The sequence below is a fragment of the Stappia sp. WLB 29 genome, from assembly GCF_023507705.1.
In the GTDB taxonomy this organism is placed as follows: domain Bacteria; phylum Pseudomonadota; class Alphaproteobacteria; order Rhizobiales; family Stappiaceae; genus Stappia.
The window spans coordinates 141,160-165,505 of sequence record NZ_JALBGD010000007.1; the positions used below are offsets into that span (position 1 = coordinate 141,160).

The window sequence follows — 24,346 nt, forward strand, 5'->3', positions numbered from 1 at the left end:
GGCGGGGAGCGCCCGCGCGGTGCGATCCGGTCAGCCCGGCCCGCCCCCATGCACCGTCAGCGGCACGGGTGCATCGGGCATCAGGGTGTCCAGCGTCACCTCGCCGAAACGCGCAAGGAACAGCGCCTCGGCCTGCACCATCGTATCTGCCAGCGCGGCGTTGACGTTCTTCTGCACCAGGCAGGCGGGATTGTCGCTGCGATTGCCGATCGCGAACAGCGTCGGCCGCCCGAGAGCCACATAGACCGAGAGCAGCGTGATCTCGCTGAGCGGGCGCGCCAGTTGCCATCCGCCGCCATGGCCCTTTCCCGACGTGACGTGACCCGCGTCCCGCAGGCCCGCCATCATCCTGCGGAACACCGCCGGGTTCGTGCCCATGCTTCTGGCCAGCACATCGGAGGTCAAGGGCTCGTGGAGCTGGCCCATATGCAGCAGCACATGCAGTACGTCCGACAGCCGTGTGTCCTTGTTCATGTCTTCTTCCGCTCCCGCCTGCGCGCGCATGGCGCCCCTCGGGTTCTCACGAATTTCATGTAACAGATGTTGATACGTGACTTGACGCCTGTTATGTAACTTCAACTGATACGTTCTGAGCCACCCCATGTCCAGCGCAGACGCCCCTCCCCTCAAACCCGGTCTCCCGAAGGCTGGCGGGCGTCTGATCCAACGAGGTTTTTCCATGCACCATGACGCCCTCATCATCGGCGGCAGCTTTGCCGGACTGTCCGCGGCCCTTTATCTGGCGCGCGCCCGCAAGAGCGTCTGCGTCGTGGATGCGGCCGCGCCGCGAAACCGCTTCGCCGCCACCTCCCACGGATTCTTCGCCCAGGACGGCAGCGATCCGCAGGCCATGCTCCAGACCATGCACCGACAGCTCGCCGCCTATCCGACCGTCGGTTTCCTCACGGATACGGCTGTCGAAGCGTGCGAGGACGACGGCGTGTTCCAGGTTGCGCTGCGCAGCGGCGCTCTGGTCACCGGCAAGCGCCTGCTTCTGGCCTTCGGCATTTCCGACGTGATGCCGGGGACGCCGGGGCTGGCGGAGCGCTGGGGCACGTCCGTCCTCCATTGCCCCTATTGTCACGGCTACGAGTTCAGCGGCCGGCCGCTCGGCGTGCTGAAGACCTCGCCGCTCTCGCATCACCAGGCCATGATGATCAGCGAGTGGGGCCCGACCACGCTCTATCTCGACGGCGGCGACCTGGAGACGGAGCACCGCGACGCGCTTGCCCGGCGCGGCATCCGGATCGAACCTGCGGCCGTCGACCGCCTGACCGGCGAAGGCCGGAATCTGTCGCATATCCATCTGGCCGATGGTCGGTCCTGTCCGCTCGAAGCGCTGTTCATCACCCCCCGCAACCGCCTCAACAGCGCCATCGCCGAACAGATCGGCTGCGCGATCGAGGCCGGGCCGCTCGGGTCGGCGATCAAGGTGGACGAGATGCGGATGACCAGCGCAGCGAACGTCTTCGCGGCCGGCGACATCACCCGCATGGCGCACAATGTCACCTTCGCCTGCGCCGATGGCGTCATGGCGGCCCTGGCGATGCACCGCTCCCTGGTCTTCGAGGCCGCCTGATGAGCACCGCACCGTTCTCGGATCCGGCGGCCGTTGCGTCCTACACGCAGGACACCCCGGCCAAGGTGCCGGGACTGGCCGACCTGCACCGGATGACGACGGTTCTTCTCGGCGAGCGCGCGGAAAGCACCGCCCATATCCTCGTGGTCGGCGCCGGCGGCGGACTGGAGCTGCAGGCGATGGCCGAGGCGCGGCCCGGCTGGCGGTTCACCGGCGTCGATCCCTCCCCGGCGATGCTCGACATCGCGCGGCGCACGACCGCCGCCCATGCCGCCCGGATCGCGCTTCTGGAGGGCACCGTCGACGACGCGCCGGCCGGTCCGTTCGGCGGCGCGACATGCCTGCTGGTGCTGCACTTCCTGGACAGGGGCGAGCGGCTGCGCAGCTTGCGGGAAATCCGCCGCCGCCTGACGCCGGGTGCCGCGCTCGTCACGGCGCATCACACCGCGCCGGACGGCGAGGCGGAGCGCTGGCTGACCCGCTCGGCCGCTTTTGCGAGACGGGTCGGTACCGATCCGTCACGGGACGCCGCCTCGGCAAAGGCGATGGCCGAGCGCCTGCCACTGCTCTCGCCGGCCGAGGAGGAGGCGCTTTTGCGGGAGGCCGGCTTTTGCGCGCCGGCGCTGTTCTATGCCGCCTTTTCGTTTCGCGGCTGGGTCGCATACGCCGGCTGAGCGCCGCCCGCTTGCCGTCCTGGGGGTCTGCACCCGCGACCGGGGCATGCGGCGATGGGACGTTCTCCAACAGTCCCGACACTTGCGGCAAGATGTCAGGACCCGCCGCTGGCAGATCCTTTGTCGCTATCGCCACCGCTTTACGTGGTCGACCAGGGCCCGAAGCTTCGGGGCAAGATTCCGCCGGTTGGGAAAATACAGGAAGAAGCCTGCGAAGGGCGGGCAGTAGTCTTCGAGGAGTGGCACCAACTGGCCGGATAGGACATAGGGCCTGAAGGTCTCCTCCATCCCGAAGGTTATGCCTCCCCCGGCGCAGGCCGTGCGGATCATCAGCCACATGTCATTGGTGGTAATTTCAGGATCGACGGCGACGTCGTACTCGCGCCCGTCTTCGCCAAACTCCCAGCGGTAAGGCGCTGTCTGCGGTGCGGGACGCCAGCCGATGCAGCGATGCTGCGTCAACTCGGACGGATGCGATGGTTTGCCGAAGCGCTCGATATAGGCAGGTGCGGCAACCACGGTCTGGCGCTGCTCGCCCGACACCGGGATGGCGATCATGTCCTGGTCGATCACTTCGCCAAGCCGCACCCCTGCATCATAGCCCTCCGCCACGATGTCGAATTCCTCATCCGTAACGGTCACATCGATCCGAACGGCCGGATTTGCGTCCGCGAAGCCGGCCAGCAGCGGTCCTGAGATGAAACGTTCCGCGATCGAGGACACCGCCAGCCGCAAAAGGCCTCTTGGTGCCTCGTCCCGATCCGCTGCGGCGTCCAAGGCCAGGCCGACCTCGGCGATGGCCGGCGCCACGCGCTGGAAAAGCTGCTCTCCGGCCTCGGTCAGGCTGACGCTTCGCGTCGTTCGCTGGATCAGCGCGACGCCAAGGCGATCCTCGAGGCGCCGGATGGTCTGGCTAACCGCCGGCCGAGTCACACCCAGATGCTCCGCGGCCGCGCGAAAACTTCGCATCTCCGCGACGGCCAGAAACACAGAAATTCCAGTGAGATCGACAGCCATTGGTAACTTGAGATTACCAACTTTGTTACGATTGGGCAAGTTGTCCGTTGTGCTGGCGGCCTCTAGTTTTCGGTCAGCGAATTGAGGAGGCCAACAAATGACTCTCGCTGACTACAGGTTGCTGGGGCGCTCGGGTTTGCATGTTTCGCCGTTGAGCCTGGGCACCATGACGTTCGGATCGGATTGGGGCTGGGGCGCGGATCGTCACGAGGCCCGCCGCATCTTCGATCTCTACGTCGATCAAGGCGGCAATTTCATAGATACCTCGGTGAACTACACCAACGGGGCGGCCGAACGCTTCCTCGGGGAATTCGTCGGCGACAAGAGGGAGCGGCTTGTCCTCGCGACGAAATTCACGATGGCCCGCGAGCCCGGCAACCCCAATTCGGGCGGCAACCACCGCCTCAACATGGTGCGGTCTGTCGAGCAAAGCCTGAGGCAGCTCGCCACCGACCGGGTCGATCTCCTTTATCTCCACGGATGGGACATGACGACCCAGCCGGAAGAAGTGATGCGGGCCCTCGACGACCTCGTCCGATCCGGCAAAATCCTCTATGTCGGAATCTGCAATACGCCTGCCTGGCGGATCGCCGAAATGCATACCCTCGCCGGCCTGCGAGGATGGTCGCCCTTCGTCGCGCTTCAGATCGAATACAGCCTGGTGGAGCGCACCGTCGAGCATGAACTCATGCCGATGGCTGCCGCAATGGGGCTCGGCGTGCTCCCTTGGTCGCCGCTGGGTGGCGGCGTGCTGGCCGGCAAATACACCAGGTCGGACGTCCAGGATTCGCGCGATGCCGCGGTGTCTCCGAGCCGCAAGGGCGTCATCGCCTCATCGGGGCATCTCACCGAGCGCTCGATCGAGATTGCGCAGGAAGTTCGCGCCGTGGCCGACGAAGTGGGATCGACGCCGTCTCAGATCGCGCTGGCATGGACGCTCGCGAACCCAATGGTCGTGTCGCCCATCATGGGCGCCCGCACCCTCGCCCAGGCGGAGGAGAATCTGGGCGCTCTCGAAGTGGCGCTGTCGCCAGAACAGCTCGATCGCCTGAACCGGGTCAGCGCGCCCGATCCGATATTTCCCGACCGCTTCGTGGAACGCCCCTTGGTTCAGCAGCTCATCTTCGGCGGAGCTGCCGTCGCTCGCCGTATCTGAAAGACTTACTTCCCCTGCATGCCAACGACAGGAACGATCCCATGGCCCTCTTTTCATTGCGCTCCCGCCTTGCAGACGCCGGTCGCAGGCTGCTCATCGCGTCTGCATTCCTGGCCGTCGTCGAGCAGGCGCATGCCGAGATCACAGCCTCCGACCCGGGCGCGGAGACCCATGACACTGCCATCGAAATGCGGAACAAGGCCATTGTCCGCGAGGCTTTCGAGAAGTGGCGCGAAGGAACCTACGTCTTCGCCGCGCTTCTCGCCCCCGATGTCGTTTGGACGATCCACGGCTCTGGTCCGGTAGCGGGCACGTACCGTAGCCAAGACGACTTCGTCGAACGGGCATCGCGCCCCCTGACAAGCCGTCTCGCCACCCCGGTCGTACCGGAGGTACGCAGCATCTATGCCGAGGGAGACACGGTCCTCATCCGCTTCGACGGTTCGGCGACGACGACCTCGGGTGCACCATACCGCAACCAGTTCCTCTGGATGTTCCGGATGAAGGACGGTTTGGTCATCGAGGCCGAGGCGTTTCTGGATCTCGTTGCCTATCAGCAGGTCGTGGAGAACAACGAGCCGCGCGCGCAATAGCCGAAGGTCGCGCGGCCCTGCCACGGCCAGCCTCGCACAGCGCGCGACGGTCAGCAGACCTCCGAATCCTTGCAGGGTTCAATTCGGCTTTTGCAGCCAACAGCGATGTTAAGGAGACCGATCATGCGACATGCACTCGCAGTCCTGATGACCGCCACACTCTTGAGCCAATCCGTACACGCCGAGGAGCCCGCATTGCGAACGGACCATCCTTACACCGGCATGTGGATGACCGACGATGGTCGTGTCCGCCATGAACTTCTGCCCACCGGTCGCTATGTCGAGGCGCGCGGCACACGCGAGCGCGCCTATGAAGGCCGTTACGAAGTGACCGGTACGCATATCGAGTATTGGGACGACACCGGCTTTACCGCCGATGGCGATTTCGTGGACCTCGATACCTTGCATCACGGAGGTATGATACTTCGCCGTCAAGCGGATCCAGCCGCAAAGCCCTGATGTCCCGCAAGCGGCAAAGGCGGCGCGCAGCGAGCGCGGCGCGAAAGCCGGGCGCGTGCAAGGCGACGACCGCGGCGTCGCCGTAGCCGCGCGCGATCCCTTCCTCACCAAAAGCGAATGCCAGCGTAGAGGTCATGGAATTCCTCCTCGGCCGCTGCCCATTCGCGACACATCCGATCCCGCCGATGGGCTACTTACGAGAACCTGGCGGGGAGACCCGTGAGGACCTGACGCTCGTCGTCGCCGACGACCGCATGACCGAACATCTCCGGCGTCCGGAAGGGATCGAAATCAGGATCGAATGGCAGCGCGTCGAACGAGGCATGAAAGGTGGCCGGTTCGGACAAGGTCCCGACTTTGCGCTGAAGAGCTTCCGCCCTCCGACCACGAGGACCATACCATGCGCTTCAATCGCCCTTTCATGTTCGAGGCAGGCACCGCGCAAGCTGCGTTGTGCTTCGAAAATTACGTTCGGCCTTCCCAATCGTAACGCCTAACGTAATCGAGAAACGCACGCATGGTCGCGCTCGGGAGGCGGCGGCTGGGGTAATACAAAAACCAGTGCGGCAAGATCGGGCTCCAATCGGAGAGGAGCTCCACCAGCCTGCCACTCAGGATATGGGGCTTGGCATAGTCATCGAAAACATGGGCTATCCCACTGCCGGCCAGCGCCGCCTGCAGCTCGTTGTGCGCCGAACTGACCATTAAGCGGCCCGTGGGAGTCAGCTCTATCTCTTCGTTTCCATCGGAAAATCGCCAGGTGACCAAAGTGCCCCCGGGGAATCTGCGTTTGATGCAGTCATGACTGACAAGATCGTGCGGTACCTGCGGCTGACCGTGCTTTTCGATGTAGTCCGGTGAAGCCACGATCGCATAGCGAAGCGCCGGGCCAAGCGGGAGCGCGATCATGTCTTGCGCCAGCTGCTTGCCGAATCTGACGCCGGCATCGAAACCCTGTTCCACGATGTCGATCACCGCCGCATCGCTGACGATTTCAATGCTCACCTCGGGATAGGCAGCCATGAAGTCGAATGCCAGCGGGCAGAGATAATGATCGACCGCCGGCGCAGGCGCGTTGATCCGGAGCGTTCCGGACGGAGTGTCCCTCAACTCGTCGACTTCTGCGATCGCTAGCCTGATGTCACTCAATGCGGGCGCCAACCGTTCAAGAAGGCGTTTTCCGGCTTCCGTGGGAGACACGCTTCTCGTCGTGCGATTGAGGAGCCGGATGCCGAGGGTCTCTTCGAGCGCGTTCATCGTTTGGCTCAGGGCCGATGAAGACACGCCGCGTTCGAGCGCCGCCGCGCGGAAACCACCGCAGCGGACGATAGAGACGAACACATCAAAGCTGTCGAGGCGAACAGGCTTCATTGGGAAGCAGCGCTAATCAAGCTGATCATGGTTGCGCATCTTATCGGATCAATTGTCCCATGTCATCGTAGGCGCAAAGTTAACTCTCGCGCCCTGCCCGCTTCCTTTCGCCGGTCATTCCGGCCCCGTACGAGTGAAAGAAGCGGGAGTGTGCCCCACGGGAAGGGAAAACCGATGAATGCCTTCACTCTCAATAGACGCGCTATCATGCTGTCCGCTGTCGCAGGCGCATACAGCATTCTCGTCCCGGCTTTGAGCGGCTCCAGCAGCGCGAATGCCCAGGCCGCCCCCTCGCTGAACGGCAACTCCGGTCACTACCGCTTTCGAGTCGGAGAGATCGGCGCGACCGTCTTGAGCGACGGCGTTATCGGCGGTCCTCCTCGCGTCTATGCCAGCGACGCGCCCGAAGCGGAGCTTGAGGAGGTGCTGCGGCGAGCATTCCTTCCCACCGACCATATGACGCTCAACCTGAATACGCTTTTGATCGAAACCGGCGGCCGCCGGATTCTGATCGAGGCGGGCGCGGGCAAGACGATGGGCCCCAATGGCGGCCGGATCTTCGACAACCTCGCGGCGATCGGCCTGAGCGCGGCAGACATCGACACGATCGTCATCTCGCACACCCATCCGGACCACGTCGGCAATCTCAGAACTGCGGATGGCGGCAAGGCCTTCCCCCGCGCCACGGTTTTCGTGCCGAAGGCGGATTGGGATTTCTTCGTCCGTGCCGATCCGGATCTCTCCTACATGCCGGTGCCCGAGGAATTCCGCCTGCGTTTCGCGGCGAACATCAAGAACAGCCTCGAACCGGTCATGAACGATGTAGAGCTCTACGAAGCCGGCGCCGAGATCGTGCCGGGCCTCACGACGCTCGTCGCCGCCGGCCACACGCCGGGCATGGCGACCTTCCTCGTCCACTCCGGAAACGACCAGTTGCTTCTGACCGCCGATCTTGCCTACCACCCGGTCGTCAACGTCGACAATCCCTGGCTTCCGGGTCCCGACCGCGACAAGGAAACGGCGCTTTCCTCCCGCCGGCGCATCTTCGACAGGGCGGCAACCGACCGCATACCGGTACTCGGCTTCCACTTCCCCTTCCCCGGCCTCGGCCGGATGCTGAAGACCGATGGCGGCTACATCTGGGTCCCCGCCAACTGGCAGTTTTGAATTCAAGACCAATCGAACAGGGAAGCTCTCATGGACCAGTCAAAGATCAATCGTCGCGGTTTTCTGGGAACGTTAGGAGCCGCAGCAACCGGGTTGGCGCTCGCCGGCCAGACCGCCGCCACGGCGCGGGCTCAGGACACGGTCTCCGCAGCCTCTGGCTCCCATCCCACGGTGCTGACCCGCGCCCTGCCCCGCACCGGTGAACAGGTGACCATGCTGGGCCTCGGAACCTTCCTCACCTTCGACCTGAAACCCGGCGATCGTCGCGACGCTCTTCGTCAGGTCTTCGAACGCTATGTCGCCGCTGGTGGTCGCGTGGTCGACACCTCGCCGCTCTATGGCTCGGCCGAGGTCAGCGTCGGCCAGTTCATGGGCGAGTTCGAAGGCTCGGACGATCTGTTTCTCGCCAACAAGGTCTGGGCCACGGGCGAATATCTCGGCGACGAAAGCCATGCGGTGGAAAGCTTCAGGCAGTCGCGGATGCGCACCTGGCGCGACACGATCAATCTCATGCAGTGCCACAGCATCACCAACGCGCCGGTCGTCATCCCACTGATGAAATCCTGGAAACAGGACGGCCTGATCCGCCATGTCGGAGTGACCCATCACGAATCGGCTGCGCAGGAGCAACTGCTGGCGATTGTCGAGCGCGGCGATGTCGATTTCATCCAGACGAACTACTCCATCTTCAACCGCGACGCCGAGCGCCGCCTGCTTCCGGCGGCCGCCGACAAGGGCGTCGGCGTGCTGATCAATCTGCCGCTTGAAAAGGCACGTCTTATGAAGGTCGTCGAGGGGCAGCCGCTTCCAGGTTTCGCCGAGGAGTTCGGCGCGACGAGTTGGGCCCAGTTCTTTCTGAAATGGGTCATGGCGCATCCCGCCGTCACCAGCGTGCTGTGCGGCACCTCGAACCCCGATCACATGAGCGACAATATCCAGGCGATGACCGGGCCGCTTCCCGACGAACGCATGCGCGCCCGCATGGTCGCGCACATGGAAACGATCCCAGGCTTCGGCTCCATCGGTTCGATGCCCTGGTATCCTGGCAAAGAGAACATGTATTCCGGCCTCATAAGGGAGGCGCAGGCCAACGCCGTGCAGCGGCTGCGATAACCGCTCCGGACTCGTCATCAGCAACCTCACCGAACCCCGGAGACCGACCGTGCCCTCCACCCGACGCTCTCTTCTGACGGCCCTTCTGGCACTGCCTCTCATCGATGCCGCCAGGACGAGGGCTTTCGCGCAGGCCGCGCCCGAGTTGCCGCTGACACTCTCCTGCGAAGATGGGGACGACCGCACCCTGGAAAGGGAGGCCGGCCCCTTCTTCCGGCCGAACTCGCCGCTCGAACGCGATCTTTATACCGACGCTCCCGGCGGCGAGCGGATCACCGTCGTGGGGTTTGTCCTCGACAAGAGCTGCCGGCCGCTCGCCGGCAGCCTTGTCGAGATTTGGCATGCGGACGAAAACGGCGACTATGACCGCGTCGGCTTTCGCCTTCGCGGGCACCAGTTCACCGACGCGAAGGGGCGCTGGTGGTTCAACACCATCGTACCGGCGCTTTATCCCGGCCGCACCCGCCATTTCCACTTCAAGGTCCAGCGTCCCGGCGGGCGCGTCCTCACCACCCAGCTCTATTTTCCCGGAGAGCCCGGGAACTCTAGAGATCGTCTCTTTCACGAGACCCTGCTTCTCGACATGAAGCAAACCGGCGACGGTTGGTTCGGGAGGTTCGATTTCGTCATTTGAATGAACCAAGGCCGTTCGACCGGAAGCACATGAGCGGCAAGGCGGTCCACGCCCGTGACGGAGCGGATCGCGCCGAACTCGCAGCCGTCGCGGAAATCGCCCTGGCCGGCCGATTCCATGGCGGCGGCGCGCTTCTTGCGTCAGGGACGGCCCGCGGTCGTAGCGTGCAGCCGATGGATCTTACGACGCTGAATGCGGTAGACGGCAGCCGGAGGCACGTTTGCGAAGGTGCCGCCCACATAGGTGGCCTTGAGGCCCAACCGGTCGAGCAACGGACGCGATACCGGACAGCGCGGACCATATGTGAACTGATAAAACGCACCGTTGGCGCGAAGATGCGCGAAGGCGCCTTCCAGGATCGAATAGACCGTTCGTGGTGCCATCGAGAGAAGCGGCAGGCCGCTGATGACGGCCCCTGCCGGCATGTCGTCGAAAAACTCGATGTCGCGCAGTCGCGCCGCATCCATGCACAATGTCTTCGCACGTGGGAAATCGGCATTCAGCTTCGCGGCAAACTCCTTCCCGAATTCGATGAGCGCGAGGTTCTCCTCGGCAACCCCTCGCGCCAACAGCGCGCGCGTGAACACCCCCGTTCCGGGACCGAGTTCGAGGATTGGCCCGGTTTCCGCAGAAACCTCCGATACCATCAAAGCCGCCAGCGCCCGTCCGGACGGCGTCACGGCCGCAACCCTGAACGGTTCGGATAGCCAGGCGCGGAAGAATTGGAGGGTCTCTGATGACCTGCTCAGCATGCTTGATCCTCCGAGCAGGTCCGGCGCCAATTGGTTCGGCCAAGCAGTCGCCAGATCAGCACGGACAATGTCTCAACCGCGAGGACGAGGAGCAGGACCTTGATCGCCAAGGCTGATGCATTGAGGTCGGGCATCCACTGTGCGGCCGTGTAGCCCGCGGTGAGGAACACCCCATTCCACAGGGCGATGCCCAGCGCAGTGCCGGTGGCAAAGCGCCATGCGTTCAAGCGAACAAGCGCAGCGGCCAGCGGCGCAACGAAGCGGACGGTCGGGATAATCTGCGCAATCAGGGACAGGCTCCGGTCACGCGCTCGCAAGGAGACCAGCATCCTGTCGATGCGCGTCGATGGCAGACCAAGGAGCCGCCCGGTTCCATACAAGAGCTTGCCGGATATATCCGGCCCGACCGCCCGGACGAAGAGGAACAATGCCAGACTGGCGACCACGCTTCCGCAGGTCGTCATGATGAATGCGGCCGGGAACGACCCGTTGTCTTCGGCTGCAGCCATACCGATGGCAACCAGCATAGCGTGGGACGGCAAGGCCGGGACGACGCGTTCCGCCAGTCCGGCTGCAAACAGACCGAGGACTCCGTAAAGAGAAATCCAGTCGACGAGACTTGCGAGCGGGTCCATCCCTCAGGCCTCCTCGACAAGGCCGAGCCCACTCGGATGGGTGGGGAGAGGTGTTGCCGCCGCAGCGACGAAATCAACGTTCGCCAGATTTTCCGAGATGTCCCAAAGTCGGCGGGCGACGTCCAGCTCCAGTGCGGCTGCCGGGATTGCGGCCTCGCTCGGATGGCCGCGCGTCTCCGAAAACCTGTCGGGACCGTAGTATCGGCCTCCTTGGACCTCTAGTGACGTCGCCGCGAACAAGGTGGGCAGAGCGCCCTGTGCTGCCGGCTGAAACAGAAACCACAGGATTGACCGCAAAAGTCCCTGGGCACTGTATCGCCCCGGGGCGTTGTGCAGAAGATCGGTTCGCGAAATCCCCGGATGGGCAGCAATACTCTTCAGGCCCCAGCCGGCTTCGTCGCTGCGGCGCTGAAGTTCGAGCGCAAACATCAGGCAGGCGAGCTTGGACTGCGCGTAGACGGGCATCGGCTGATAGGTCTTTTCGGCCTGAAGATCGTCGAAATTGATGGCGGCATTCCGGCGCACGGCGATACTGGACAGGGTCACCACACGAGGATCCTGCCCACGCCTGAGCAACGGCAGCAGATGCGCACTCAGCGCGAAGTGGCCGAGATAGTTGGTTCCGAACTGAAGCTCGAATCCGTCCGCCGTCGTCTGACGCTGCGGCGGCGTCATGACGGCCGCATTGTTGATCAGGATGTCGATCCGCTCCCGGCTCTCGCGCAGCCGCCGGCCGAATGCGGCGATCGAGGCCAGATCTGCGAGATCGACGGGTTCGAAGCTCACGCTCGCCTGTTTCACCGACTGCCTTATACGGGCGACGGCCTCGCTTCCCTTGCGAGGGTTTCGCCCGGCGACAATGACGTCGCCGCCTGCGCGCGCAAGCGCAAGTGCATCATGGAAGCCGAGGCCACCGGTGCCCGTGACGACGATTGTCCTGCCGTTCTGGGACGGCATGTCCTGGGTGGTCCAGTTCTTTCGCATCGGGGAGTACTTTCGTCGCTTTTAGGAGGAAGCTGTCTGGAGAGGCTGCAATACGGCTTCAGTCAGCGCCGCCTCGCGCAACGGTGCCGCCTTGTCCCGGTAGTCGGCATCCATCGCCATATCGGCGAATGCCCGGCGATTGGGGTAGCGGACGAGAGCCACCGCGTCCCAAGCCTGCCCGGGCTCCGCCGAAAGGGCCGGAAGACCATTGCCCACATAGACGATTTCCGCTCCGAACCGGGCGACGATCGGCGTGGCAACGGCGAGGTAATCCGCGTATCGCTCCCTGCCGCCGTGCTCTCGGAACCGCAGGAGATTCAACATGACGATGGCTTGTCCGTCGTCTTCTTTCAGGAAGCTGTCGAATGCATCTTCAATGAGGGTGAGCATACCAATCTCGGATCTGGGATCATTGACGGGTTTGGCCTGACGCTGCCGTGCCGGCCGCCATCATTCTCGAAGGAAATCGGCAACGCGCCGGTTGGCGACCTGAAATCCAAGCTAGATGGAGTGCCCAACGATCAGAATGCCGGAAGCCTCAAAAAACTTGCCTGTTCATGCAGATGAGGAATAGCTTCGGAAGGCTGGGTGCAGCTTTGGCCGCACAGCCGACGGGAGGCTGGCGTCGGCTCTTCTGGCCGCCGCTGACGCGTATTTCGAGGATTGCCCGTAGCCCTGGTTCCCGGCCCGTTATGCGGACCGTCTATCAATCCCTGCAGGAAAAGCCGATGTTGCGCCCGTACCTCGCGCAGGGCTCTCAGTAAGCTGGAGAACGCCGCCTGGCGGCTCCGAGGCGCCGCACAACCCGACAAGCGCTCGCGATCGGCAGGAAGCCGCGCCTGGCAGTATTACCGGGAGCAGTCCCTGTCAGGACAGGGCGAGGCAGCTACGCAGTCTGCATCCTGCGACCGACATATTCGCTATACAGGCGCTGCTGATTCATGACGTCACGCTTCGGAGCAACGCCAAACATCCGGGAATATTCGCGGCTGAACTGCGACGCGCTTTCGTAACCGACCTGGTAAGCTGCGTCGGCCACGTTCGCATCTTCCATCACCATCAGGCGCCGCGCCTCGAGAAGGCGCAACTGCTTCTGGAACTGCAGCGGCGTCATCGACGTCATGGCCTTGAAGTGCTGATGGAACGACGAAAGGCTCATTCGCGCCACGTCCGCCAATTCCTCCATACGAAGCGTCCGGGCGATGTCCTCATGCATGAGGTGGAGCACTTTCGCGATCCGCGCCGCGTTCGACTCGGGCTCGGCCAGCTTGCAGAGCTCGCCGCCATTCGGACCGCTCAAAAGCCAGTAGCAGATCTCGCGCATGACGGACGGAAAGAGGATCGGGATCGCCTTCGGTGTCTCGCACATCCGCAGGAGGCGGAGAACACACTCGGCCAGAGGCTCGTCCACCTGCCGCACGAACAGGCACGGCCCGGGAGTGGCGGGGGGGACCGGGGGCACCTCCAGTTGTTCCAGTACGTCGCGGATCACCGCTACGTCCAGCTCAAGCGTTAAGCCGGTATACGGCGCATCGGGGCTCGCCTCGACGATGTGCCCCGTCGCCGGCAACGTCATGCCGACCGCCAGACACTCCATCGCGCCGTAGCGAAGCGTGTCCTCTCCCAGGATGATTTCTTTCGCCCCTTGGACCACGACGCAGATCGACGGCTTGTAGACCTGTCGCATCCGCATTCTTTCCTTGAAGGAACGGACGATATTGAAGCTGCCGATCGGCGTCGGGAACACACCCTGCCCCCCGCCCTGGGCCTCGACATAGGCGGTGATTGCTCCGAACAGCGATGGCGGCACACGCACCTCCGGAGGGTTCCGAGGCCAGCACTGCACTTGGCCCTCTACTGACAGCCTATTGTCGTCTGCAGGATTGGGCAAGTTTTTTGAGACTTCCGGCATTCTGATCATCAGACACTCCATCTAGCTTGAGGCTGCACAACCAAGCGAGGAGTACTTCGAACATGACAGAAATCGCCGCGCGGTCAATAGACACAAAAGGGGATTTTTCGCTCATTTCCGGGAGTATCTCAAAAAAATACGCGCGGGGCTGGCGCGAGTTCGCGATTTTCGCGACGCTTCTTCTTGTGAATGCATTTTCACAGATCGACAGAATACTTCCCTTCATTCTGGCTGAGTCTATTAAGGCAGATCTCGGGCTGAGCGACACCCAGATGGGCCTGCTTACCGGCCTCGCCTTCGCAGTTTGCTATTCGCTGCTTTCGTTGCCTCTCGCCCGAGCCTCAGATCGAGGGTCGCCTCGCATAGTCTTGGTTTCGTGCATTCTGTTCTGGAGCGCGATGACGGCGCTCGGTGGCTTGGCCGCAAGCTTTCTGCTGCTGGCGGTCACGCGTTTCGGCGTCGCGTTCGGAGAAGCCGGCGCAGTACCTGCCGGCCACGCCCTGATCGCCCGCAAGATCCGGCCGGAGCGTCGCGGCCTGGCGATCGGCCTTTTCGCCATGGGAATTCCTCTAGGCACCATGGTCGGCTTCGCCGCAGGGGGCGCAGTCGGCGACACGCTGGGATGGCGCTCCGCCATGATCGGTGCCGGAGCCATCGGCGGTCTGGTTGGCGTGTTGGCCTTTCTTGTCCCGGGACCGACCCCAACGCTCGAGCGCACGGCCGCCGATAGCGAACCGTTTCTGCGATCCAGCCGGCGCTTGCTGGCGTCCCCGGCGTTTCGCTGGCTGTTCATTGCAGCGATCTTCCTCGGCTTCGCCGCAGCACCCTTCTACGCCTTCTCCGCTCCGTTTCTCATCCGCGCGCACGGCTTCAGCGCGAGCGAGGTGGGACTGGCCTTTGGTTTCTTGCAGGGCCTGATGGGTATCGTCGGCACGCTCCTGGGCGGACGCTGGTTCGACCGCGCGATGAGTTCAGGCACTGGGAGAGTGCTCGGGCCGCCAGCCATTCTCTTCGTGATCGCCAGCGCAACCACGAGTGCCGCCTTGTTCGCGCCGACCGGCTGGTTGTCGATCGCCCTGTTGGTGCCGGGGATGCTGTCCTTCTCGTTCCTGCTGCCATGGGCCTTCGGCGCTGCCCATCTCGTGGCCGGCGAGGGTAAGCAGGCGCAGGCGTCCAGCCTCGTGATGATCGGCTCCGGCCTTCTTGGGCCAGCGCTCGGACCTCTCATCGTCGGCATGGTCAGCGACGCGATGACGGCTGCGCAGGGACTCGACGGCCTCGGCTTCGGCCTGCTTGTCGTCCCGATTGCGAGCGTCCTGACAGCCATCGCCTTACTGATCGCAAACGGACGCATCGCCGCTTCGCTGGGACGACAGTGACTTTCGTCTCCTCGTATCGGCCGACAGCAGGCCCTGGCCCACAAATCGCCGGGCGGGCGCACCTATCGCAAGCAAGCCACTCGCATCGAGAAAGGGACCATCAGAATGTCGGTTTCTTAGACCTCACGCCGCACCTTCATGACCTCGCGGCCACCGCTCCCGTGGCTCTCGCCTTGGGAGGCACGGCTTCTGCCCAGGCAGCCACGGCCGGCCCAGCAACTCTCCATGGCGCCGGCAGGGCGGCCGTCGTCACCGGCTCGTCGCGGAGGCATCGGCGCTGCCATGGCATCATGACCGCGAGCCTCAGGAGCATCGGCGAGGACATCTGGAAAGCCACGTCCGTCGACACAGTGCCGGCGCAGCGGGTCTAACCGTCAAAACTATAGCGGCAGCTTTTGGCAGTAAGCAAAAACTCCTGAGCGACCGATGTGAAGACGCATTGTTGACATTCAAGATGGCCCTGGCGACGTCTGCGTGAAAATCTGGAAAATTGGCCTGCTGCCGGTTTTTCGGACACCAGGTTAAGCTAACTAGCTTGCTCCTCGAACTCGACGGGGCTCAGATAGCCCAGTGTCGAGTGCCGTCGCCGAGGAGTGATCGCGGTCGGGGAGCGGGACGGCTGCCTCGCTATGCGACGTATGTGGATGAAACCGGCAGTCCCTATCACTCGCCGCGATCATGAGGTGCAGGTCTAAGCCGCTCGAGCAGATAGCGGCTTGGCGGCTTGCCGACCATCTTTCGGAACATGGTCACGAAACTGCTGGCGCTTTCATAGCCGAGATCCATCGCGACGGCCTGGACCGTCTGGCCGGCGCTCAGATGCCGCAAGGCTAGGACAACATGCAACTGCCGGCGCCAGCGGCCGAAACTCATGCCCACCTGTTCCACCAGCATACGGTTCAGGCTGCGCTCGCTGAGCGCAATGCGGGAGGCCCACTCCGCGACGGTCGCATGATCCGCCGGCGCCGCGATCAACAGGTCGGTGAGCTTCTTAAGGCGTGGATCGCCGGGGATCGGGAGGCGGAGGTCTTCGACCGGCGCCGCAGCCAGCTCATCGAAGATAACGGACACGATGCGGCCGTCCGGACCGTCGACGTCATAGAGCTCCGGAAGTTCGTTGGCCCTGATCAGCAGATGACGGAAAAAGCTCGACACCGTGATCGTGCAGCATTCGTTCGGCAGGTTCGGAGCCTCAGGAGGTTCGATGAAGAGGGAGATGCACTCCACCTCGCCTGAGCCGAAAACGGTATGGGGCAGCCCGCCGGGAATCCACACGGCGCATTGCGGCGGCACGATCCAGACAGCGTCTTCAACCTCGCAATTGATGACGCCACGGACCGTGAAAAGCAGTTGCGCTTTCTGATGGTGGTGCCGCGGCGATTGCTCCAGGGTCTCAAGACTGGCGACGGCATTGGCTGCGACGAGTGCGCGAGGAACCTCGTCGACATAGGAAAGCCAATCGCTCCGGACGTCTACATACATCAAAGGCCTCGGCGTTTTCCGTTTCTGCCGGATTGAAACATACAATGGCAGGATTGCGCAATGACGCCAATAACTGGCTGACTTATACTTGCAGGCAGAAGGGACGCGTGGCGATCATGATCGCGCTCTTCTTCGAGAAGGGGCGGCGTTCAACTGCCCTGTCGAGCAAACTCGGACAGGAGTGGTGACGTAATCGCAAAGAAGCCAGTTAATCTCGCAGTCGCGTGGCTTGTTCCGGCGGTCGGCGCCGCGATCTTCGTCACGATCCAGTGCTTCTCTTTTCTGAACGATTACGTCAGAAGCGGCGGGACGATGCAGGCCGTTACGTTCGGCCCTGCCGCGTTGTGGGGCGTATCTATTTTTTACGGCACATGGGTCGTCCCGTCGTTGCTGGCGCTTGCCGGAAGGCGTGCGACCGACTGGGCCATGCTCGTCCTCGGCGGTCTCCTTTTGGCGATGAGCACGCTCGCCGGCGTAGCGGATGGCTTGCGTGACGGCGGCCACCTCGTCGCCTTGGAACTGCTGGCAGTCACGTTTCCGGGCGCGGTCGCGCTGATCATGTCGTGGCGGCACATCCGTTCGAATTGAAGCATTCCATCCCGGCAAGGAGACGATACATGCCTTTGGACAGCACGAATTTCCCGCTCGTCTGGATGAGTTATGACGAAGCTCCCGATCACGACCACGACGAGGACTTCGAGGCGTTCGAGACGATTCTGAAGCGCGGCGCGCCGTTCGTGATCCTGACAGATTCCGCTCCGGCCGAAGAGCACGAGCACAGCCAGGAAGAAAAGAAGCGCACCTCGCTGTGGATGAAGAAGCACAAGGCCGACCTGCGGACGCTCGTGCTGGCGATGATCGTGATCGAGCCAAGCGTCGCCAAGCGCCTGACGTTCAAGGCCTTCGGTGTGGCCTTTGCCAAATTCTGGGGCTATCCGCTGAGGCTTGCCTCGTCTCGCGAGGAGGCCATGGAGATCGCCGGGAAACTGCTGTCGGAACGCGCCGGGTCTGCCACAGCCTGACAAACGACTAAGCAGAGGATGCGAAGACGATCTTCAGTTCACGCTGGCCATGAAAGGCTATTGCTTGGTGATGGCTACCGCTCACCTCTCGGTACGCGCATTCCGCTGGCGGCATTGATTCAGACGTTGGCGGTGGCGGAACACCTGAACTTCCGTCATGCAGCGAATGCGCTCGGCGTCAGTCAGTCAAGCGTCAGCGCCCGAGCGAAGACTCTGGAGGACGATCTGGGCATCCTCCTGTTTGAGCGTCACACGCGAGGTGTTCGGCTGACGGACGCTGGCAGGCATTTCGTGGAAGGGGTCGCCGCAGGCGTCGACAACTCGATCATGCGGTGAAGACTGCCGGCATGACGGCGCATGGTGACTGCGGCTGCCTGCGTATCGGTGTCCATGTCCTGATCCCAGGGAGCTTCCTCGCAGAACTGATCGGGCAGTATCGACAGGACTACTCTCGTATAGAGGTCGAGATCACTGAGGGCACAGCGCGCGACGCGGTTATGCAGCTTCGCTCCGGCCGGTCGGACATTTCGTTCGTGGTAGGCACGCCGAAACCGCTCGACTGCCATTCCCGGCGGATCTGGACCGAACCGCTCATGGCCGCGCTGCCGGATCGTCATCCGCTCGCCGATCGCTCCGCTGTCGCTTGGGCTGATCTGGCGGCAGAGACGTTCCGTGTCCGCCATGGCGGCATGTCGATCCCGAAGGCAGCCTCGACAAGCGCAACCACTGGGAAAAGACCTCTCACGCACTGCTGGTGGGTGCGATCCTGCACGTTCTCTATGCCGAACCCGACAAGACACTGGCCGGTGTCGCCAATTTCCTGCCCGACCCCGCCCGTCCGGTCGAAGCGACCTTGCGCGCCATGATGGACACGCCGCATCTGGGTGAGGCCGGCATTCATCCCGTCATCGCCTCAATGATGAACGCACGGCAAAGCGCGTGTCCGACTCGCTCGGCACCGCGACCGAACTGCGCGACTCCACAAACTATGCAGGGCATCGCCTGGCCCCGTGGCTAGGCCACTTGATGGTCTCGCGGCAGGAAACGGCCCGGTCGCTGCTCACGCCGGGCGAAATCATGCAGCTCCCGCCCACCGACGAAATCGTGATGGTCGCGGGCACGCCGCCGATACGTGCCATCAAGGCCCGCTACTATGAGGATGCGCGGTTCACGGAGCGTGTCCTTACGCCGCCCGACCCGGCCGCCGGACCGGCTTGCGCACCGGCGCCCTCAACCGACGACTGGTCGCGCCGCGTGATTGCCGCGGCAGACCGATCGGGGTCGGGCGCCGCCCAAGGCGCCCCCGGCGATCCGGCCAATGCCGGTATCCGCCGCGAACCGGAACTGCCCGAGCATGAGGAGATTGTCCCGCCGCCACCTTCTCCGGCGCGGGAATTCGACATCCTCGACGATGAACCCGATGTAGACGCCGCCAAGGCCCGCGCCTTGCGCTCCCGCATGCGTATGGTCGCGCGGCAGGCGTCGATGAACCCCGATGACGGTATCGAGCTTTGAAGGAACTCCCGTGACCAAATGCACGCGCATGAATGTCTATTTCGACCCGGAACTGCTCAAACGGGTCGAAATGCTGGCGCTTCGCCGAAAGGTGTCGAAGTCCGCGATCATCGAAGCGGCCGTCGCCTCCTTCCTGTCCGGCGATTCCGCCGAGAAGCTGGAAGCAGCCTTGTCGCGCCGCGTAGACAGGCTCGGCCGCCAGATCGACACACTCGATGAAGATCTCGCTATTCTCGGCGAAACCGTCTCGCTGTTCATCCACTTCTGGCTCACCATCACGCCGCCATTGCCGGAAGCCGCGCAGGCGTCAGCGCGCGCGAAGGGCGTGGAGCGGTTCGAGGGTTTTATGCAGACCCTCGGCAAGCACCTTGCCACCGGAGACAGGTTCCTCAAGGAACTGTCGCGCGACATTGAACCGCAACGTGCCGATGACCAAATCTCAGACTCATAGGCGTGTGACTGTGACCGCTTGCGTTTCAGTTCACTTTCTCATGCCATCACCCGGGCGAATCCGAAAAGATGACATCGAACGCCTATTGTGGTCCCTGCCGAAAAACCTCCCGGTCGCTGCCAAGCCCGTTGATGGTGGTCACGCGGAACAACTGATCTTCGCTCATGCCGGCCACACCGCAATTGCGGGTATGGGCTCCAGCAATGCTACCGATGATCGTTTGCCGCACGGCATGCTCACCGCCATCCTCGGCAGAAACCGCGATAGACACCCGGCGATTCGGCAGCCGCGTAACGGCGAACTTCGGAATCGAACCGGAGGCGATCGGTTCCATTCCCAGCATTGTGTAGAGGAACAGCCCGCCATCCTGCGAGCAGGTATTGAGCGACCGGACGCTGGCGGTTTCACCCACTTCCAGGTCCTCGACGGCGCGCCGTCCCAGAGCTTCGCGCACTTCTTCGCCAGACATTTCGAGCCGGAAATCGGCGGTAGCCGGTGAAGAGGCGCCAAAGGCGGCCATCGCGGCGATTATTGCATAGGTCCGCACGCTACCCTCCGCTGCTGTGTGCCTTGGCGACTTGTTCGCTATGCTTGCTCTACGTCGCCGGGGCGCCGAGGCCGATCAATCCTCGCAGCCGCGCATTCTCTTCGCGTGCGGCACGAGCGTGCTGCTCCTCCAGCGTTGCCAGACGTTCGGCCTGCGATATCCGCTTTTCCATCTCGATCAGCGCGCGCGCGGCGGCTTCGGGATTGTTCTTCACCCATTCGATCATGTGGATGAGATCACTCATGACGATGACCTCGGGCACCCTGCCTAGAAGCTGACGCCGAGCCGCGCGGTAAACCCGTGGCTCTGCGCGTTGCCGGCAAGCTGACCGGAATAGGACAGGCCGAAGCTCGCCTGCGGACTGAACCGAAGATCGAGACCCGCCTCGATCACTGCGGCGTCCCGCGCGATCGGAGCACCGGAAATGGTAAACGGTGCGCCACCGGCAAAGGCGTGGGTCGAGTTCGGCGTGGCATCTCCAAATGCGTGGCGCCACCCCATTGTCGCGTGGGCCGCCATTCTTGTTCCGCCCAGATCGAATTCCGTTTCCCCCCGCAACCCCAGCGTGGTGAAACCCGTGTCGGTGGCTGCGGACGAAGCTGTCAATGCTGCCGCACCACCCTGTTCGGCGAATCCCGAGCGGCTTTGATGCACATAGGCAAGAGTGGCGAACGGCTCGAGGCGATAGGTGCCGAGATCCATATCATAGGCGAGTTCACCAAAGAATTGGCCCGTTCCCGCACCATAGTCCCCTGTAAGGCTGTCGGCAAAGCCAGGGAAAGCTGCGGTACGGACCGTAGAGACGTCGTGCCAGCTATAGGCAGCACCCGTCCGGAAGGCGATATCACCCCATTTCGTGCCGCCATAAAATCCGAGATGCCAGCTTTCGACGTTCGCCGAAGAAGCGCGGTCGTCAATATCGAGTTTCGTGCTGGAGTAACCGGCAACCGCGCCGACCCGCCAGTCGCCGAGCGGCAGGTCACCGCCGAAAAAGAACCCGCCAGTTCCGCGATCGAGCTGAGCGGCATTGCCGTCGCTGTCCCATCGACCCCAGGAGCCGAACCCATGCCCCCAGACGGCAAACCTGTCGGCATCGGACGAGACGAGTTCCGGCCCCTCCTCTCCATAAGCCAGCACCGACGCATTTGCCGCTCCGACGCCCGCGAAGGCGTCGCGGATACGGTCCAGCGCCGCCTCGCGCACGAAACGGCTGTCATCGATCAGGGCGGTTTGCACCGAGCCATGCACCTCGCCGGACAATTGGTCGAAGGCGAATTGGGCCGCCGGCGCGTCCGGCAGCATGGCGATGGCCGTCCAGACCGGATTGCCGGTGGGCAGGCTGTCGGCCCCTTGCGCGGTGGCGATCTGGTTCGGCGTCATCGCTGCGCTTTCAAACGTCGCCGACTGCTGAATGGTCAGATAGACATTGTTGGGATCGTAGCTGAGTTCCGGCGACAGGAAGTAGGAAAAGCTGCCTGCCACAGGATCGAACTGTCCATTGACGCCGCCGGCGGCAGTCAGAATCGTATAGGGCGTCGCCAAGGCGAAATCGGGGAACGGCACCACGACCACCTGGCCGCCATTGAGCGTTGCCATGGCCGAAACATCGATCAGATCGCTATTGCCCGCCGCGTCGATCTCGACCTCGTAGGTAGAACCGGCATTCTGCACATAATTGCCGAAAATGGTTAGCGTACCGATCGAGTTGCCGGGCGCGATGGTACCGTTCATCGTCGTCGTGCCGGCGGCGCCCGCCGAAACGGTGCCGGCACCGCTGAGATGGCTGCCGGCGTTGAAGGTCACACCGCCAAGACCGGCGAGGACGCCGTTGACGGTGACCGTGGCGCTCGAAGTCGGGAAGGCCGCGCCAGTTATCGCACCCTGGGCGATGACGATCGCTCCATCGCCAATGGTGAGTTCCGCCTGGCCGGCACCGCCGATGGCAAGGCCGCCGGAATTGCTCCAGACGATGCCATTGCCATTGGCCACGACCTGACCGGTCGAACCTGCCGCCGCCGCGATGGTCGCATTGGTCGCGGTGACCAGCCCCCCATCCTCGATGACCAGCAAACCGTTTCCTTCGTTGCCGACGTAAAGGCTGCTGGTGTTGTCCCAGGTTCCGCCGGAAACGACAGCCTGGCCCGTACTGCCGCTGCTGTGGCCGAGCCAGGCGATGCCATTATTGATGAACTGCGCGCCGTCGGTCACCAGAAGCGCGCCCTGTCCGGCATTGCCGCCAATGTCCATGCTGCCCACGAAAAGCTGGCCGTGATTGGTCCATGAGGAGCCGGTGTCCGAGATGACGACGTCCCCGGTCCCGCCAAAGCCGATCCGGGCTTCGCCGGAATTCTGCGCACTGGTGACGGTGCCGCCCCCCGTAATCGTCATGAGGCCGGTGCCCGCGCCGCCAACGACCAGGCCGTCGGACGTAAAGAAGGTGGCGTTATCCACGCTCAGACCGCCGATTCCGCCCTCGGAAAGACCCAGAAAGGTCGATGAGATATTGGTAATGCCCGCACCATCGGTGACGGTTAGCCTGCCGTTACCGAAGTCCCCCAGAACCAGCGAACCGGTGTTCGTCCAGCCCGAACCGGCCCCGTCCACGAAAATGTCCCCGATGCCGTTCCCGAGAACGCCGACGGCGGTGCCGCCCGCGCTGGACATGGTTCCGCCGTTCTGGACAGTCACGGTCGCGTGGCCATCCACGCCCACGTTCAAACTTCCGGTAATGGCAAGATTGCCCTGGGTTTCGACGGTGATCGAGCCGGTCCCGGTCTCTTCGACACCCACAAAGGCGTCGGTCCCGACAGCGACCTGTGCCTGATCGAAGATACGCAACTGCCCAATGCCCCCATAGCCTACGCCCAGGGCCGATGTCGCCCATGAGGTGCCCAAGTCACGGACCGATGCGAGACCATAGGAGCCGGACTGCACGCCCAGAATGCCGACATCGCTCGCAATTTGCCCGCCGGACAAAACATAAAGCCTGCCTCCTCCCCCATCGCCGACAAACAACTCGTCCGTGACCGTCCAAGTCGATCCGGTTGCGATCGTCGCGGTACCTTCGCTTCCTTCGAGCCCCCCGAGTCGGCCCTCAAGGCTGGTCAGCACACTGTTGTTCTGCGCCAGCAGCGCGCCATCGCCGGCTCCGCCCACTGCGAGCAGGTTCGATATCGCCCAGTTCGAATTGTCGAGCGTTACGACGCCGGTACCGTCCTCGCCCAGGCCCAGATAGGCCGAAGCACCGCTGATAACGCTCGAATCCGTAACATTAAGGTGGCCGGTGCCGTCGAATCCGATGAAGACATTGTCAGCACTGTTCCAAACCGAACCCGCCTCGATATCGATTTGGCCTTCTTCATCGAGTCCGAACCCCAGAAAGCTCGGCCCGCCCGAGGTGAGCAGTGTGCTGCTGCCGTCGATGGAGAGAATAGAGGGGTAGGCCGTGCCGCCGATATTGATGCTGGCGGCATTGGCGGTGATCCCCCCATCAATTACCGGAGCGTTGGCGTAGGTGCTGTCGACCAGAACCTCGGTGGCGGCGTTCGGGACCACGGCGGGGTCCCAGTTGAGGGCGGCATTCCACTCGTCGTCGATGAAACCCGTCCAGACCGTCTGGGCGTGGACAGGTGCGGCCATGAAACCGGTCAGAGCCGTACACGTCAGCAACAGGTTCTTCTGCCAACGACCCGATCTGTGCCAGGGGCGCAGGCCGATAGTGATTGTCGTCACAACTGCCGTCAGGATCATATGAGTACACTCCGCCTCCAGCGTCCGATCCCCTCTACGGTCCGGCGCAACAATGTTGGAGGAGAGTAGAAAGACGGATTTCCGCCGTCTTGGGCTGTCGGGAAACTGCCTCGGCCTGAACGGAACCCACGCGCTTTTGTTTAGTCAGTTCGAA

Annotated in this window: 25 protein-coding genes and 2 pseudogenes; 15 read left to right on the top strand and 12 right to left on the bottom strand. The window is 63.2% G+C overall.

Annotation, left to right across the window (positions count from 1 at the left end; genetic code table 11):
- Positions 1–30 precede the first annotated feature (30 nt).
- Positions 31–474 carry an Rrf2 family transcriptional regulator gene (locus MNI96_RS14615; RefSeq protein ID WP_249694333.1) on the bottom strand — a complete coding sequence of 148 codons (444 nt, stop codon included), beginning with the start codon at positions 472–474 and terminating at the stop codon, positions 31–33.
- Between the two features lie 205 nt (positions 475–679).
- Here MNI96_RS14615 and MNI96_RS14620 point away from each other — a divergent pair, with 205 nt between their 5' ends.
- Both MNI96_RS14620 and MNI96_RS14625 read left to right on the top strand, forming a co-directional pair.
- Positions 680–1,579: an NAD(P)/FAD-dependent oxidoreductase gene (locus MNI96_RS14620; RefSeq protein WP_249694335.1), complete on the top strand. Its 900-nt coding sequence runs from the start codon at positions 680–682 to the stop codon at positions 1,577–1,579.
- Entirely contained in the window at positions 1,579–2,253 is a 675-nt protein-coding gene (locus tag MNI96_RS14625) for a class I SAM-dependent methyltransferase (RefSeq protein WP_249694336.1), read from the top strand. The genes MNI96_RS14620 and MNI96_RS14625 overlap by 1 nt, the downstream gene beginning before the upstream one ends.
- A 126-nt stretch (positions 2,254–2,379) precedes the next feature.
- Here MNI96_RS14625 and MNI96_RS14630 read toward each other — a convergent pair whose 3' ends face one another.
- A complete protein-coding gene (locus MNI96_RS14630; protein ID WP_249694337.1) occupies positions 2,380–3,270 on the bottom strand; it encodes a LysR family transcriptional regulator in 891 nt (296 codons plus the stop codon).
- Positions 3,271–3,367: 97 nt separating this feature from the next.
- Here MNI96_RS14630 and MNI96_RS14635 point away from each other — a divergent pair, with 97 nt between their 5' ends.
- From MNI96_RS14635 to MNI96_RS14645, 3 genes are all read left to right on the top strand, one after another.
- The gene (locus MNI96_RS14635; RefSeq protein WP_249694338.1) at positions 3,368–4,426 is read left to right on the top strand and encodes an aldo/keto reductase; all 1,059 of its coding nucleotides are present in this window, start codon (positions 3,368–3,370) and stop codon (positions 4,424–4,426) included.
- Between the two features lie 41 nt (positions 4,427–4,467).
- Positions 4,468–5,019 carry a nuclear transport factor 2 family protein gene (locus tag MNI96_RS14640; protein WP_249694339.1) on the top strand — a complete coding sequence of 184 codons (552 nt, stop codon included), beginning with the start codon at positions 4,468–4,470 and terminating at the stop codon, positions 5,017–5,019.
- A gap of 123 nt (positions 5,020–5,142) precedes the next feature.
- Positions 5,143–5,478 carry an Atu4866 domain-containing protein gene (locus MNI96_RS14645; RefSeq protein WP_249694340.1) on the top strand — a complete coding sequence of 112 codons (336 nt, stop codon included), beginning with the start codon at positions 5,143–5,145 and terminating at the stop codon, positions 5,476–5,478.
- A gap of 465 nt (positions 5,479–5,943) precedes the next feature.
- On the opposite strand, the gene MNI96_RS14650 is transcribed toward MNI96_RS14645, so the two are convergent.
- The gene (locus MNI96_RS14650) at positions 5,944–6,849 is read right to left on the bottom strand and encodes a LysR family transcriptional regulator (RefSeq protein ID WP_249694341.1); all 906 of its coding nucleotides are present in this window, start codon (positions 6,847–6,849) and stop codon (positions 5,944–5,946) included.
- 174 nt (positions 6,850–7,023) lie between these two features.
- On the opposite strand from MNI96_RS14650, the gene MNI96_RS14655 reads away from it, so the two are divergent.
- From MNI96_RS14655 to MNI96_RS14665, 3 genes are read left to right on the top strand one after another with little or no spacing between them, the layout of a single operon-like run.
- Complete coding sequence (locus MNI96_RS14655) at positions 7,024–8,016, top strand: MBL fold metallo-hydrolase (RefSeq protein WP_249694497.1); 993 nt, start codon at positions 7,024–7,026, stop codon at positions 8,014–8,016.
- Between the two features lie 30 nt (positions 8,017–8,046).
- Positions 8,047–9,129: an aldo/keto reductase gene (locus tag MNI96_RS14660; RefSeq protein ID WP_249694342.1), complete on the top strand. Its 1,083-nt coding sequence runs from the start codon at positions 8,047–8,049 to the stop codon at positions 9,127–9,129.
- Positions 9,130–9,178: 49 nt separating this feature from the next.
- Positions 9,179–9,763 carry a dioxygenase family protein gene (locus MNI96_RS14665; protein WP_249694343.1) on the top strand — a complete coding sequence of 195 codons (585 nt, stop codon included), beginning with the start codon at positions 9,179–9,181 and terminating at the stop codon, positions 9,761–9,763.
- 140 nt (positions 9,764–9,903) lie between these two features.
- On the opposite strand, the gene MNI96_RS14670 is transcribed toward MNI96_RS14665, so the two are convergent.
- The 5 genes from MNI96_RS14670 to MNI96_RS14690 form a co-directional block, all read right to left on the bottom strand.
- Positions 9,904–10,515 (bottom strand): class I SAM-dependent methyltransferase, encoded by a 612-nt coding sequence (locus tag MNI96_RS14670; RefSeq protein ID WP_249694345.1) that lies wholly within the window; start codon positions 10,513–10,515, stop codon positions 9,904–9,906.
- Entirely contained in the window at positions 10,509–11,150 is a 642-nt protein-coding gene (locus MNI96_RS14675) for a DedA family protein (RefSeq protein ID WP_249694346.1), read from the bottom strand. The genes MNI96_RS14670 and MNI96_RS14675 overlap by 7 nt, the downstream gene beginning before the upstream one ends.
- Positions 11,151–11,153: 3 nt before the next feature.
- Positions 11,154–12,134, bottom strand: coding sequence for an SDR family oxidoreductase (locus MNI96_RS14680; RefSeq protein ID WP_283776499.1), 981 nt, complete (start codon positions 12,132–12,134; stop codon positions 11,154–11,156).
- Positions 12,135–12,155: 21 nt separating this feature from the next.
- Positions 12,156–12,524, bottom strand: coding sequence for a DUF1330 domain-containing protein (locus MNI96_RS14685; protein WP_249694348.1), 369 nt, complete (start codon positions 12,522–12,524; stop codon positions 12,156–12,158).
- 496 nt (positions 12,525–13,020) lie between these two features.
- Positions 13,021–13,944 (bottom strand): AraC family transcriptional regulator, encoded by a 924-nt coding sequence (locus MNI96_RS14690; RefSeq protein WP_249694349.1) that lies wholly within the window; start codon positions 13,942–13,944, stop codon positions 13,021–13,023.
- A 164-nt stretch (positions 13,945–14,108) separates the two neighbouring features.
- Here MNI96_RS14690 and MNI96_RS14695 point away from each other — a divergent pair, with 164 nt between their 5' ends.
- Positions 14,109–15,425 (top strand): MFS transporter, encoded by a 1,317-nt coding sequence (locus MNI96_RS14695; protein ID WP_249694350.1) that lies wholly within the window; start codon positions 14,109–14,111, stop codon positions 15,423–15,425.
- A gap of 663 nt (positions 15,426–16,088) precedes the next feature.
- Here MNI96_RS14695 and MNI96_RS14700 read toward each other — a convergent pair.
- A complete protein-coding gene (locus MNI96_RS14700; protein ID WP_249694351.1) occupies positions 16,089–16,907 on the bottom strand; it encodes an AraC family transcriptional regulator in 819 nt (272 codons plus the stop codon).
- 312 nt (positions 16,908–17,219) lie between these two features.
- Between MNI96_RS14700 and MNI96_RS14705 the strand changes: the two genes are divergently transcribed.
- The 6 genes and pseudogenes from MNI96_RS14705 to MNI96_RS14725 all read left to right on the top strand — a co-directional run bounded on the left by MNI96_RS14705 (position 17,220) and on the right by MNI96_RS14725 (position 19,895).
- Complete coding sequence (locus MNI96_RS14705; protein ID WP_249694352.1) at positions 17,220–17,495, top strand: hypothetical protein; 276 nt, start codon at positions 17,220–17,222, stop codon at positions 17,493–17,495.
- Positions 17,496–17,524: 29 nt separating this feature from the next.
- On the top strand, positions 17,525–17,929 hold the full coding sequence (locus tag MNI96_RS14710; protein ID WP_249694353.1) for a hypothetical protein: 405 nt from the start codon (positions 17,525–17,527) through the stop codon (positions 17,927–17,929).
- 18 nt (positions 17,930–17,947) lie between these two features.
- Positions 17,948–18,265, top strand: coding sequence for a helix-turn-helix domain-containing protein (locus tag MNI96_RS22090; protein WP_502960344.1), 318 nt, complete (start codon positions 17,948–17,950; stop codon positions 18,263–18,265).
- An 11-nt stretch (positions 18,266–18,276) separates the two neighbouring features.
- Positions 18,277–18,549 (top strand): annotated as a pseudogene (locus MNI96_RS22095) (LysR substrate-binding domain-containing protein); the annotation flags it as partial.
- Positions 18,550–18,620: 71 nt separating this feature from the next.
- Positions 18,621–19,444: pseudogene (locus MNI96_RS14720) on the top strand (type IV secretory system conjugative DNA transfer family protein); the annotation flags it as partial.
- A complete protein-coding gene (locus tag MNI96_RS14725) occupies positions 19,425–19,895 on the top strand; it encodes a ribbon-helix-helix domain-containing protein (RefSeq protein WP_283776500.1) in 471 nt (156 codons plus the stop codon). The pseudogene MNI96_RS14720 and the gene MNI96_RS14725, both read left to right, overlap by 20 nt.
- An 82-nt stretch (positions 19,896–19,977) precedes the next feature.
- Here the strand turns inward: MNI96_RS14725 and MNI96_RS14730 are convergent, their stop codons facing one another.
- Genes MNI96_RS14730 through MNI96_RS14740 form a run of 3 tightly spaced genes read right to left on the bottom strand, consistent with a single transcriptional unit; the run spans position 19,978 to position 24,192 of the window.
- Entirely contained in the window at positions 19,978–20,442 is a 465-nt protein-coding gene (locus MNI96_RS14730) for a hypothetical protein (RefSeq protein WP_249694355.1), read from the bottom strand.
- 49 nt (positions 20,443–20,491) lie between these two features.
- Complete coding sequence (locus MNI96_RS14735) at positions 20,492–20,686, bottom strand: hypothetical protein (protein WP_249694357.1); 195 nt, start codon at positions 20,684–20,686, stop codon at positions 20,492–20,494.
- A 23-nt stretch (positions 20,687–20,709) separates the two neighbouring features.
- On the bottom strand, positions 20,710–24,192 hold the full coding sequence (locus MNI96_RS14740; RefSeq protein ID WP_249694359.1) for an autotransporter outer membrane beta-barrel domain-containing protein: 3,483 nt from the start codon (positions 24,190–24,192) through the stop codon (positions 20,710–20,712).
- Between the last annotated feature and the right edge of the window lie 154 nt (positions 24,193–24,346).